The sequence below is a fragment of the Curtobacterium sp. MCPF17_046 genome (assembly GCF_003224295.1).
In the GTDB taxonomy this organism is placed as follows: Bacteria; Actinomycetota; Actinomycetes; order Actinomycetales; family Microbacteriaceae; genus Curtobacterium.
The window spans coordinates 109,588-122,576 of the sequence record NZ_QKLB01000007.1 but is presented as its reverse complement, the minus strand read 5'-3'; the positions used below and the strand labels follow the sequence as shown (position 1 = coordinate 122,576).

The following is a 12,989-nucleotide window of genomic DNA, read 5'->3' as shown; positions in this document are numbered from 1 at the left end:
CGGGTGGAGGGGGATGCCGGTGTCCCGCGCTACCGCGGGAGCTTCGGGGCGAAGAGGCGGGTGATGAAGCGGGCGAGCAGGTTGAGCACCATCACGATGAGGATGAGGAGCAGCGCTGCCGTCCAGGCCCGGTCGACGAACGGCACCGGGTTGGCGCCCTGCTGCGAGTACTGCGTGTACGCGAACACCGGCAGCGTCATCATCGGGTCCCCGAACAGGTCGTAGTTCATGCTCGAGGTGAAGCCGGCCGTGACGAGCAGTGGTGCGGTCTCGCCGATGACGCGGGCGATCGAGAGCATGACACCGGTCGTGATGCCGGCGAGGCTCGTGGGGAGCACGACCTTCACGATCGTCAGCCACTTCGGGACACCGAGCGCGTACGAGGCTTCGCGGAGTTCCATCGGCACGATCTTCAGGACCTCCTCGGTGGAGCGCACGACGATCGGGATCATCAGCACCGCGAGGGCGATCGAGCCCACCAGGCCGAAGCGCGAGCCCGGGCCGAGGATCAGCGCGAAGAGCGAGTAGGCGAAGAGGCCGGCGACGATCGACGGGATGCCCGTCATGACGTCCACGAAGAACGTGATGCCCCGGGCGAGCGGACCCTTGCCGTACTCGACCAGGTAGATGGAGGTCAGGAGGCCGATCGGCACGCTGATGAGCGCTGCGAAGAGCGTGATCTCCAGGGTGCCGACGAGGGCGTGGACCGCGCCGCCGCCCTCGGAGATGACCCCGCGCATCGAGTACGAGAAGTACTGGGCGTCGAAGCGGGCCAGGCCCTTCGCGAGCACCGTGTAGAGGAGGGAGATCAGCGGCAGCACCGCGATCACGAAGGCGGTGACGACGAGCGAGGTGATGAGCCGGTCGACGGCCTTCCGCCCGCCCTCGACGATCCGGGAGAGGACGACGATGAGGACGTCGAACAGGACGGTGCCGAGGAAGACCGCGGCCACGATGTTGAAGTCCTCCGTGGCGCCGCTGGCGGCGAGCAGGGCGAACACCAGGCCGAGGGCGACCCAGCTGCCGATGAGGAGCAGCCACGGGACGGACTTGTGGAGCTTCCCGTTGGCGAAGACGTTGCCGGCGGGCTGACGGAGTGCGAGGGACATCGGGGGTGCGACCTTTCCCGTCAGGAGACTCGCTTGCGGACGATGTACCGCGCGAGCATGTTGATGACCAGGGTGATGACGAAGAGGATCAGGCCGGAGGCGACCAGGGCGTTGAGCGCCGTCCCCGAGGCCTCGGCGAACTGCAGCGCGATGTTCGCCGCGATGGTCGACGGGTTGAGCGACCCGATCAGGTTGAAGGTGATGTTCGTCGACACCGACAGGACCAGCGCGATCGCCATCGTCTCGCCGAGTGCACGACCGAGCCCGAGCATGATCGCGGACACGATGCCGGACTTGGCGAACGGCAGGACCGACATCCGGATCATCTCCCAGCGCGTCGCGCCGAGGGCCAGGGCCGCTTCCTCGTTCAGGGTCGGTGCCTGCAGGAAGATCTCGCGCATGACGGCGGTCATGATCGGGATCGCCATGACCGCGAGGACGATCGACGCGGTGAGGATGGTGCGCCCGGTCCCGGAGACCTGACCGGAGAACAGCGGGATCCAGCCGAAGTGTTCGTTGAGGAACTCGTAGAACGGGCGGACGAACCGTGCCAGCACGACGATGCCCCAAAGACCGTAGACGACCGACGGGACCGCGGCCAGCAGGTCGATGACGTATCCGAGCACCGGTGCCAGGCGGCGCGGCGCGTAGTGCGAGATGAAGAGCGCGATGCCGAGCGACAGCGGCACGGCCATGACGAGCGCCAGGAACGCGGACCACACCGTGCCGAAGACGAGCGGGCCGACGTAGTCCCAGAAGTTCGCGGCGTCGTTCGGCAGGTCGCCGGCCTTCGCGGAGAACGCAGGGATGCTCTGCCACACGAGGAACGCGGCCACGAGCGCGAGGACGAAGAGGATGAGGCTGCCCGCCACGACGGAGGCGGTGGAGAACACCCGATCGCCGATGCGGACGACGGCCTTGGGCTTCGACGGGGTGGCGGTGTCCTGGTCTCGGACCGGTGCGGTCGTCATGGGGCTCCTGTCGGAGGATCGCGTCGGGGTGAGCGCGAGGGTTCGGGGGAGAGGTGGTTCGTGGGTGTCGCGACGGGCGCGGAGGCAGCTCGCGTCGGGACGGGCGAGAGCCCGGACGCCGGTCAGGTGGGTGGGACCGGCGTCCGGGCGCTTGCGGGACTTACTTGATGGAGGCGACCGCCGCTGCGGCCTTCTCCGCGAGGTCGGACGACAGGGCGGCCGACTTGGCCTCCGTCGCCGCGGCCTTCTGCGCGTCCTCGGACACGACGTAGCCGAGGTACGCCTTCACGAGGTCGGCCTTGTCCTTGTCCTCGTACTCCTGGCACGCGATGGCGTAGGAGACAAGCACGAGCGGCCAGGCACCCTCAGCGGTGTCCTTGCGGTCGATGTCGATCGCGAGGTCGTTCTCCTCGCGGCCCGTGGCGATGTCGGAGTCGGCGACGACCTGGGCAGCGCCCTCGGCGGAGAGCTCGGTGGCCGTGTCGCCGACCATCAGCTTCGCCTTGTCGAGGTCACCGGCGCCGGAGTCGTCGATGTAGGTGATGGCGTTCGAGGCGCCCTGCATGGCCGAGGCCACACCGGAGGTGCCCTTCGCGCTGTCGCCGACCTGGAACGGGAAGGTCTGGCTGGGCTCTTCGGTCCAGACGTCGGGGGCGTTCGCTGCGACGTACTCGGAGAAGTTCTGCGTGGTGCCCGAGTCGTCCGAACGGTGGACGACCGTGATGTTCGACGACGGCAGGTCGACACCGTCGTTCAGCGCGGCGATCTCGTCGTCGTTCCACTTGGTGATCTTGCCGGAGAAGATGCCCGCGATGCTCTTGGCGTCGAGGGTGAGGTCCGAGACGCCGTCGACCTTGTAGGCGATCGCGATCGGGGAGATGTAGACGGGGATGTCGATGCCCTTGGAGTCCGCGGCGCAGTTCTTGAACTCGCCGGAGAGCTCCTCTTCCTTCAGCGCGGCGTCGGAGCCGGCGAAGTCAGCGGCACCGGACATGAAGTTCTCGCGCCCGGCACCGGAGCCGTCGGGCGTGTAGTTCACCGTGACGCCGGAAGCCTGCTCCTGGAAGCCGGCGGCCCAGGTGGCCTCGGCGGTCTGCTGCGCGGAGGAGCCCGAGCCGGTCAGGGTGCCGGAGAGGTTCGAGTAGTCGACACCCGAGGAGGCGGCGGACGACGAGGTGTCGCTGCCCGCGGTGTCCTCGTTCGCCGCGCAGGAGGAGAGCACGACGGCGCCGGCGATCGCGATTGCCGCGACCGAGCCGATTCGCTTGATGTTCACAGGGGTCCCTTCGGGAGGTGAGTGCAGTGGGACCGCTGTGTGGTCCCCGGGCCGGTGCTGACCCGGGAGTGACTGTAGGGACGAGAGGTGACCGGGATGACGCTCCCTGGTGAACGGGAGGTGAACGCGGGGTTCACCCGGTGCGGGTCGGCGGACGTGGGTCGGCGTGCGCGGGCAGGATCAGGGGCAAGCTGCCCTCCAGCCGGGAGGCTCGGGGGGACACCGCGGGCCTGTCACCGGCTGAGGTGGGTTCCGATGGTCGACGTCCGTGCCGGACGCGGGTCCTGCCACGCTGGACTCTTCGCCTGTCCGACGGCGCGGCCGGGTGGCAGCCCGGCCTGTCGGACAACCCGGTTCCGGGCTGCCCGTCATGACGCACGGCTGGTTCCGGGCTGCCCGTCCTGACGGACGGCTGGTTCCGGGCTGCCCGTCCTGCTCGCTGACGGGCTGCTCCGGCCCTGGGTCAGGCGCTGACGGTGTTGCGGTGCGTCTCGACCGCGACGAGCTTGCGGCCGGCGATGTGCAGGACGGCGAAGTCCCCGACGGAGAGCATGGCGGCCCGGCGGAGGTCGAACCGCGCCCGGTCATCGGCGGTGTCGCTCGCGATCCGGGAGATGATGTCCGGCAGCACGGGGCCGTGCGAGCACAGCACGGCGGATTTGCCCTTGTCGAGGCGTTTCCGCACGACGCCCTTGATGTCGGCGGTGCCGCGTTCGTGGGCGTCCTGGCTGATGTCCGGGGTGTCCGAGACGCCGAGCTTCGTCTTGGTCGACAGCGGCTCGACGGTCGCGAGGCACCGCGCGGCGGTGCTGCTGACGATCTTCTTCGGGCCGAACGCCGCGACCGGTGCCGCCACGGCCTTCGCCTGCGCTCGTCCGACCGGCAGGAGGGGGCGGGTCGCGTCGGGCCCGTCCCAGTCCGAACCGGGGACGGTCTTCGCGTGCCGCAGGGCGATCAGGGCGAAGGTGTCGTGCTCGCCCGCTGCCGCACGCTCGGCGAAGCGTTCGAGGATCGCGACGTCCCGCTCGTAGGTGAGCCGCGCGCGGGCGTCGTCGATCGACACCCACTCGACGGCGGCGACCTCGTCGTTCGGACGGAAGGCCCCCGCTCGCTCGAACTCCTTCCGGCTCACCCGTGCCGACCAGTAGTGCACGACCTTGTCGCGCCCGCTGGGCAGGACGTACTCGGCACGACCGAGGGGAGCGCCGAGGTACACGCGGTACCCGGTCTCCTCGTCGATCTCACGTACAGCTGCTTCCGGGACGCTCTCGCCCGGGTCGACCTTGCCCTTGGGGAACGAGACGTCCTTGTGGTGTTCCCGGTGGATGAGGAGCACGAGCGGGACGCCGTCCTGCTCGCGCCACACCACGGCTCCGGCCGCGACGACCGGGCCTGCCTGCCCTCCACTCACCGCGTCGAGCGCTTCCGCGCCGAGATCGTCCGCATCTGCACGTTCTGGGCGTCGTCGAGCGGTCGACCGTCCTCGTCCGTCGAGCGGCGGGTCCATTCGCCGTCCGACTCCAGGTGCCACGAACTGGTGGTCTCGGCCATCGCCAGGTCGAACATCCCCTGGACCTCGTCGATGTGCGCGGGAGCGGTGAGCCGCACCAGGGCTTCGACGCGACGGTCGAGGTTGCGGTGCATCATGTCTGCGCTGCCGATGAAGACGACCGGGTCGCCGTCGTTGTGGAACGCGAAGGCCCGGGAGTGCTCCAGGTACCGTCCGACGATGCTCCGGACGCGGATGGTCTCGCTGACCCCTTCGAGTCCGGGCTTCAGCGAGCAGATCCCGCGGACCCAGACGTCGACGGGGACGCCGGCCTGGCTCGCCAGGTAGAGCGCGTCGATGATCTGCTCGTCGACCATCGAGTTGACCTTGATGCGGATGCCCGAGGGCTTCCCGTCGCGGGCGTTCTGCGCCTCTGTCTGGATGCGCTTGACCAGCCCCTTCCGCAGGTGCAGCGGCGCGACCAGCAGTCGCTTGAACTTCTTCTCGATGGCGTAGCCCGACAGCTCGTTGAACAGGCGCGTCAGGTCCTTGCCCACCGTGTCGTCCGCGGTGAAGAGGCCCATGTCCTCGTAGATCCGCGAGGTCTTCGGGTTGTAGTTGCCCGTGCCGATGTGGCTGTAGTGCTTGAGCGTGCCGCCCTCCTGGCGGATGACGAGCACCAGCTTGGAGTGCGTCTTCAGCCCGACCAGGCCGTAGACGACGTGCACGCCGGCCTTCTCGAGCTTGCGGGCCCACGTGATGTTGTTCTGCTCGTCGAAGCGCGCCTTGATCTCGACCAGGGCGAGGACCTGCTTACCGGCAGCTGCGGCGTCGATGAGGGCCTCGACGATGGGGGAGTCGCCCGACGTGCGGTACAGCGTCTGCTTGATCGCGAGGACGTTCGGGTCGGCTGCGGCCTGCTCGAGGAACGCCTGCACGCTGGTCGCGAAGGACTCGTACGGGTGGTGGACCAGGACGTCGCGCGCGGCGATCGCGCGGAACAGGTCGGGCTTCGTGTTCGGTTCGCCCGGCTGGAACTGCACCGGGGTCGTCGGGACGTGACGCGGGTAGTGCAGGTCGGGACGGGCGATCTTGGCGATCTCGAACAGTCCGCCGAGGTCGAGCGGCGACGGCAGGCGGTAGACCTCCTGCTCGGTGATGTCGAGTTCGCGCACCAGGAGGTCGAGCGTCACCGGGTCCATGTCCTCGGTGATCTCGAGCCGGATCGGCGGACCGAAGCGACGGCGGAGGAGCTCTCGCTCGAGTGCCTGGATGAGGTTCTCGGCCTCGTCCTCCTCGATCTCGACGTCCTCGTTGCGGGTGATGCGGAACACGTGGTGCTCGAGGACCTCCATGCCCGGGAACAGGTCCGGCAGGTGGTTCGCGATGAGGTCTTCGAGGGGGATGAAGCGCAGCCGCCCCGAGTTGTCGTCCGGGAGCTTGATGAAGCGCGGGTAGTTCTGCGGCACCTTCAGGCGCGCGAACTCCTGCCGCTGCGACTTCGGGTTGCGCACCCGGACCGCCAGGTTGAGCGACAGACCGGAGATGTAGGGGAACGGGTGCGCCGGGTCGACCGCGAGCGGCATGAGCACCGGGAAGATCTGCTCGCTGAAGTACTCACGCATCCGCAGGCGGTCGTCCTCGCCCAGGTCGGACCAGTGCTCGACATGGATGCCGGCGGCGTCGAGGTCGGGCTTGAGCGACCCGATGAAGGCGTTGGCGTGCCGTTCCTGCAGCTCGTGCGCCTTCATCGCGATGTCGCGCAGGACGTCGCTCGGCGCGCGACCGACGTTGGTGGGGACCGCGATGCCGGTGTCGATGCGGCGCTTCAGGCCGGCGACGCGGACCATGAAGAACTCGTCGAGGTTCGACGCGAAGATCGCGAGGAAGTTCGCACGCTCGAGCAGCGGCTGCGTCCGGTCTTCACCGAGCTCGAGCACGCGCTGGTTGAAGCGGAGCCAGCTGAGCTCACGGTCGAAGTACCGGTCCGAGGGCAGCGACTCGTGCTCGATCTCCACGACCTCGTCGAAGTCGTCGAGATCGTTCGCGACGGAGTCGCCGTCCAGCTGCGGTTCGGTGTCCATGGCCACATCCTGCCACCAGCACCCTGCACCGGGAGCGGCCCGGGTTGCGCCTGTGGAGACAGAGGGTGAACGGGCAGTCGTCGGGACGGCGGATCAGCTGTCCACAGGAGGGTACGAGCGGGTGGACGACTCGGTATGGTGGTGCGCGTCAGAGCCTCCGGGGGATCTTCTGCGCGGGGGTGCAGGTACGAAGAGAAGAGGGGTTCACCATGTCGCGTGTGCTTTCGACCGAGCAGGCGAAGACCGCCATCCGTCAGATCCAGTCCATCGTGAACGGTGGGTTCACGGACCAGATCTCGCAGCTCGATGCGCAGGGGCGCATCCTGTCCGACTCGAACGTGTGGGACGGGCCGCTGGCTGCGAACTTCCGTGGTTCGACGTGGCCGGAGACCAAGGCTGCGCTGGACAAGGCGAAGACGGAGCTCGAGCAGCTCCGGACGCAGCTCGACAAGATCTCGCAGGACATCTTCACCGCGGGTGGCGGCGCGTAACACCGACCGACAGCGCCCGGGTCGTCGACTGGTTCGACGGCCCGGGTTCCCGCGTTCGACGCGGACCATCACGACCAGCACCACTTCTTCCGGGGGGACGACAACCGTGTCAGGACAGCTGCACGCCAACACCGATCCGATCGAGTTCGACGACGCCACCGCTGATGCGCTCGCCAGCGCCATGCGCGGCGCGGCGAGTGCGATCGACGGTCAGATCGGGAGTCGTCAGTCGTACGTGTCGACGGCCTCGCAGGAGTTCCGCGGCCACTTCTCGCAGTTGTTCACCGAGAACGCGACGATCGCGAAGAGCGACGGTACGACCCTCTCAGACCTGATGCGCACGGTCGCGGGGTGGGTCGACCAGATGAAGAAGCTCGCCGCAGAAGAACGCGAACGGCGTCGCCAGGCCCGTGAGTGGCAGGAGCAGCAGGCTGAACGCAACGGGTTCGAGAAGTGGTGGGACGACACGTTCGGCACCGGGGACCCGCCGGACATCGAGAACAAGCCCGCGCCTCCGTTCGGCCCCGCGGAGATGCAGCCGAAGCCGAGGCAGACGCCTTCCCCGGGTTCCGGCGGCGGCGGGGGCGGGACGTCGTCCGCGAAGCCGGAAGACCTCCGGTCCTTCGCCACGGGCTCGGCGTCGTTGAACTCCGAGCTGTCCGGGAAGCCCGGGCTGCTCCGGGGCAAGCTGTCCGACTTCGCGTCCCTGTGCTCCTGGGGCACGATCAACGCGGACGGGCTCGTCACCGGCTTCGAGCGGTGGCTCGCAGCCAACGACCAGGACGTCGCCTGGGCGAAGACCATCGCCGACGCCTTCGCCGCCGCCGGGGGTGAAGGCGCGGTCTCGACCGTGTCCGACGCAGCGCTCGGCGCAGCTCTGCAGGCCGCGGGCGTGTCGGCCAACCGGACCGACCTGCAGATCGATCCGCCCACCGCCTACGGCGCGCAGCCGACGACCGGTTACTCGATGGACCCGGTCAACACGACGACCGGCAACTTCCTCGAGCCAGAGCTCGACCTCTCCTTCGACGGCGCATCCGCGTCCCTCAGGGTCTCGCGCATGTACAACTCCCTCGACCAGCGGGTCGGGGTCTTCGGCCCGGGGTGGGCGTCCGTCCTCGAGACCCGCCTGCTCCTCGACGACGAGGGCGCGTCCTTCGTCGGTGCCGACGGCCGGCTCGTCCGCTTCCCCCGGGCCGGCACCGGTTGGGCGCGCGGCGTCGGCGAGAACCGGTGGCTCACGACGGAGGCAGACCTCCTGGTCGTGCGGGACAACGAGGGTGGTCGTATCGACTTCACCCCGACTGGTCTCTGGGTCGGCGAGAGCGCCGGACCCGGAACAGCCGTGGCGGTGGAACGGGACGCTTCCGACGCCGTCGTGCGTCTCCGCCACGAACGCGGTCGCTTCGTGGACGTCGAGTACGTCGACGGTCGTGTCGCCGTGCTGCGGGCCTCCGACGGACGTCGGGTGGAGTACGGGTACGACGACCGAGGGCGCCTGGTCTCGGCCGCGACCCCGCTCGGGACCAGGACGTACGGCTGGGACGAGGACGACCTCATCGTGACGGTCACGAGTGCCGACGGCGTGCTCGAGGTCGACAACGTGTACGACGCGCAGCGTCGTGTCGTCGAGCAGACCAGCCCGCACGGCCGCCGAGTCCGGTTCGCCTACCTCCCCGGCCGCGTGACCGTGGTCTCCGACCAGGACGGGACGCGTTCGAACGCCTGGATCGCGGACCCGAAGGGTCGACTCGTCGGGATCATCGACTCGGATGACCGTCGACAGTCGATGAGCTACGACCCGCACGGCAACCTCGTGTCAGCGACGGAACGCGACGGTGCGGTCACCGTGCACGCCTACGACGCGCGAGGCCGCCGTACGCGGACGGTCACGCCGACCGGTGGGGACCTGACGTACGGCTACGACGACGCCGACCGCGTCACGACCGTGGTCACGGAGAGCGGCAGCGTCGTCACGTACGAGTACGACGGTGACGAGCGTGACCCGTCGGTCGTCATCGACCCGATGGGCGGACGAACCGAACTCACGTGGGACCACGGCCTGCTCCTCCGGGTCGTCGACCCCACCGGTGTCACGCTCAGCCTCGACCACGACGCGTCGGGCGAGCTCGTCGCCGTGACCAACGCTGCCGGGCACGTCGCACGGATCGAGCGGGACGCCGCCGGTCACGCCGTCGCGACCATCAGCCCCACCGGCGCCCGCACGGAGTACCGATACGGTGCCGCCGGTCAGGTCGTCGCTCGCCGTGACCCCGACGGCGCGATGTGGACGGTCGAGTACACCGCGGGTGGACGCGTCAGCGCCGTGACCGACCCGATCGATGCGCGGACCGTCCTCGCCTACGGGGCGGACGGTGAACTCGCCTCCACGACCGACGCGCTCGGACGGACCACCCGCCGGACCTACGACGACCAGGCCAACCCGCTGCAGGTCACCCTGCCGAGCGGCGCGTCCTGGACCTTCGCGCACGACGCCTTGTCGCGCCTCCAGTCCGTCGTCGACCCCACCGGCGCAGTGTGGCGCCGGGAGTACGGGGTCAACGGCGACCTGCACGCCGTGACCGACCCCACCGGAGTCCGCAAGGAGTTCTCGGAGGACCCGGCCACTGGCATCTCCACGTTGTCGGACGCGTTCGCGACGACCACCGTCCGGTCAGACGAGTTCGGACGGCCCGTCGAGGTGACGTCCGACGAGACCGGTTCCGAACTCGTGACGTACGACGCTTGTGGCCGACCGGTCGAGCTGGTGGACGGTGAGGGTGGCCTCACCCGTATCGAGCGCGACCCGAGTGGCCGGATCAGCGCGATCACGTCGCCGAGCGGTGGGCGGACGACCTACGAGTACGACGCCTGTGGCCGGCCTTCGGCCGCCACCGACCCACTCGGGGCGCGGACGACGATCACCTACGACGCAGACTCACGGGTCGTCGCGCGGATCTTGCCGACGGGTGACGTCGAGCGCATCGAGTACGACGTCGTCGGACGCGTCGTCGCGCGGACCGCACCCGGAGAAGGAACGGCTCGCTACCGCTGGGACGCGGCCGGGAGGCTCGTCTCCGTCCACGACGCACGTCACGGTCGACGTCGGTTCCGCTACGACGCCGCGGGCCAGCTCACTGAGGCCGAGAACGGCGTCGGTGGAGTGACCGCGTACACGTACGACGTCGACGGGCGCCTGACCAGCGCGACCGACCCGGTGGGTGGCATCACCCGGTACACCTACGACGGCGCCGGACGGCTGACCGCCATCACGGATCCGCTCGGCAGGACGACCACAGCACGACTCGACGCCGCGGGCCGCCGCATCCAGCAGACGGACCCCGACGGCGGGGTGGTCGAATGGGCGTACGACGCTGCAGGACGTGAGCGGCGGCTCTCGGTGGACGGTGCTCTCGTGGCGGAGACCATGCACGACAGGGCTCGACGGACCGTGGTCGTCACCGACCACACGCGCGGCCTCGGACGGGCAATCGAGCACGAGCTGTGCTTCGACCGGCGAGGTCTGCTCGTCCGGCGGAGCCGGGGTGGGCGGGCGATGTCGTGGGAGTACGACGCCGACGGACGTCGTACGGCGCGCACGGACCCCGACGGCAATCGCACGACCTGGCGCAGGGACGCCGCAGGCCGCGTCGTCGGCGTCGAACGGGAAGGACTCACGCCCGCCGCGTTCACCCTGGACACCCTCGGGCGCATTGTCCAGGCCTCGACCGGTGACGTCGTCCAGTCGTGGTCCTACGAGCGCGGGGCGCTCGTCGAACACACCGTGACCACGCCGGAAGGCGGCACGACGACCCGCATCGACCGCGACGAGGACGACCGCATCGCGGGGATCACCGGCGCGGACGGCCGGAGGACCTACACCCATGACGCCGCGGCGCAGCTGGTCAGTGCGCTCGACGACAGCGGCCGTGGGCGGACCTGGCGGTACGACGCCGCGGGACGCCTCGTCGCCGAGACCGTCGGCGGTGCCGAACTCCGACACGAGTACGACGCTGCCGGGCAACTCGTCGCCACCACCGGTGCTGACGGTGCGCGGACCGAGTACGTGCACGACGGACTCGGACGGCGCGTCCGGCGGACTGCTCCGGACGGTTCGACCACCGAGTACGCATGGTCGGACCTCGGGTTCCTGGCCGGCGTCGTCGAACGAGACGCGACGTACGACGAGACCGGCCGACTCGAGGTGTGGACCGACGCCCTGGGCGAGGTCGCGGAGGTCGGAGGATCCGTCACCTGGTGGGACACCGCTGCGGGTGTCCCAGTTCTGGCCTCCGTCGGCGCGACGCCTGTCCTGGAGGCTCCGGGCGGGATCGTGGCCATCGACGGGAACTGGACGGCATCGACCTGGCGCGGGGCGCGTGCGACCGATGCGACCGACCCCTGGGCGCTCCTCGCATCGACGAACGGGATCGGCGGCGGAGCTGCCCTGCCGTCCGGCGTCGGGCTGACCCCGGGCGGCAGCCTGAGCATCGCGGGGATGGAGTGGCTCGGGGCCCGGGTGTACGACCCCGTGGCGAAGGGCTTCCTGTCGACGGACCCGCTCGCTCCGGTCGTCGGAGCTGGGTGGTCGGGGAACCCCTACTCGTACGCGGGGAACGATCCGCTGCACGCGGTCGACCCACTCGGGCTGCGGCCGGCGACGGACAAGGACCTGCAGGCGTACCGGGATGCGCACCAGGGCGGTCTGAAGACGTTGATGAATGACAATGCATACCTGGTCGGTGGTGGCGCCGTTGCTCTCGGGGTACTGGCAATGGCCACCGGATTCGGTGGACCGCTCGGCATGATGCTCATCAGCGGAGGCGCGGACGTCATATACCAGAAGGCAACCACTGGCACTGTCAATTGGGTTGAGGCTGGCGCTATGACAGTCATGGGCGGAGTAGGTGCGGGGATGGGCACGTTGCTCAAAGGCGCTCGTTTCGGCGGACCAGCCACGCAGTTCGTCGCTCAGCGAGTGGCGCCCACCAGTCAGGTCGTGAAGTCCCTCGCGACGAACATGGCGGTGAACGGGGGTATTTCATCGGGCATGTCCACGGCGGTCTATGCAGGGACATCGGTTGCCAAGGGCGAGCAGGTGACCGGTCGGGGTCTTGTGGCCTCCTCAGTCGGTGGATTCGTCAGCGGCTCGCTGGGCGGCCTGAGTGGTCCCGCTGGCGGTACCATCGCGGAAACCTTGGGGCGTCCTGTGGAGGGCTTCGTGGCGAAGGGAGCAAGTTCATTGATCGGCTCGGCGAGTTCGGTCGGCGGTGCCGGCATTTCGTCCATGATCGACGGGCATGACATGACTTGGCAGGACATGGCCTTCAGTACCATCTCGGGCGGCGGGTCGGTTCACCTGCCAGCGGTACGCCCACAATTCGAACAGACGAACATGGAAGTCTTGAGGAAGATGCCCTACACACAGCCCCGAACCGCTGACGGGCTGTTCAGCTCCCAGCAGAACAGCGTTGCTCTCTGGGGTTCGACCGCGTCGGGTGCCACTGTCGGGGGCATCGGCGACGCTGTCTGGGAGATGTTCAGTGGCTAAGTCCGAACGGCGTCGGCA

Annotated in this window: 7 protein-coding genes; 2 read left to right on the top strand and 5 right to left on the bottom strand. The window is 69.1% G+C overall.

The window, feature by feature from the left end; all coding sequences use genetic code 11:
- Positions 1 to 29 precede the first annotated feature (29 nt).
- From pstA to DEJ32_RS08610, 5 genes are all read right to left on the bottom strand, one after another.
- Positions 30 to 1,109 (bottom strand): phosphate ABC transporter permease PstA, encoded by a 1,080-nt coding sequence (gene pstA / locus DEJ32_RS08630; RefSeq protein ID WP_110824138.1) that lies wholly within the window; start codon positions 1,107 to 1,109, stop codon positions 30 to 32.
- Positions 1,110 to 1,129: 20 nt separating this feature from the next.
- Entirely contained in the window at positions 1,130 to 2,080 is a 951-nt protein-coding gene (pstC, locus tag DEJ32_RS08625) for a phosphate ABC transporter permease subunit PstC (protein ID WP_110891093.1), read from the bottom strand.
- A 160-nt stretch (positions 2,081 to 2,240) separates the two neighbouring features.
- On the bottom strand, positions 2,241 to 3,356 hold the full coding sequence (locus DEJ32_RS08620) for a phosphate ABC transporter substrate-binding protein PstS (RefSeq protein ID WP_110891092.1): 1,116 nt from the start codon (positions 3,354 to 3,356) through the stop codon (positions 2,241 to 2,243).
- 463 nt (positions 3,357 to 3,819) lie between these two features.
- A complete protein-coding gene (locus DEJ32_RS08615; RefSeq protein WP_181420447.1) occupies positions 3,820 to 4,767 on the bottom strand; it encodes an NUDIX domain-containing protein in 948 nt (315 codons plus the stop codon).
- Positions 4,764 to 6,929, bottom strand: a complete 2,166-nt coding sequence (locus DEJ32_RS08610; protein WP_110824134.1) for an RNA degradosome polyphosphate kinase — start codon at positions 6,927 to 6,929, stop codon at positions 4,764 to 4,766. Before DEJ32_RS08610 ends, DEJ32_RS08615 begins: the two co-directional genes overlap by 4 nt.
- Positions 6,930 to 7,138: 209 nt before the next feature.
- Here DEJ32_RS08610 and DEJ32_RS08605 point away from each other — a divergent pair, with 209 nt between their 5' ends.
- Entirely contained in the window at positions 7,139 to 7,420 is a 282-nt protein-coding gene (locus tag DEJ32_RS08605) for a pyrophosphorylase (RefSeq protein ID WP_110823592.1), read from the top strand.
- 106 nt (positions 7,421 to 7,526) lie between these two features.
- Positions 7,527 to 12,971, top strand: a complete 5,445-nt coding sequence (locus DEJ32_RS08600) for a DUF6531 domain-containing protein (protein ID WP_110900962.1) — start codon at positions 7,527 to 7,529, stop codon at positions 12,969 to 12,971.
- Positions 12,972 to 12,989 lie beyond the last annotated feature (18 nt).

Coding starts and splice junctions, on each gene's coding strand:
- pstA (WP_110824138.1), bottom strand. CDS start 1,109: ATGTCCCTCGCACTCCGTCAGCCCGCCGGCAACGTCTTCGCCAACGGG.
- DEJ32_RS08610 (WP_110824134.1), bottom strand. CDS start 6,929: ATGGACACCGAACCGCAGCTGGACGGCGACTCCGTCGCGAACGATCTC.
- pstC (WP_110891093.1), bottom strand. CDS start 2,080: ATGACGACCGCACCGGTCCGAGACCAGGACACCGCCACCCCGTCGAAG.
- DEJ32_RS08605 (WP_110823592.1), top strand. CDS start 7,139: ATGTCGCGTGTGCTTTCGACCGAGCAGGCGAAGACCGCCATCCGTCAG.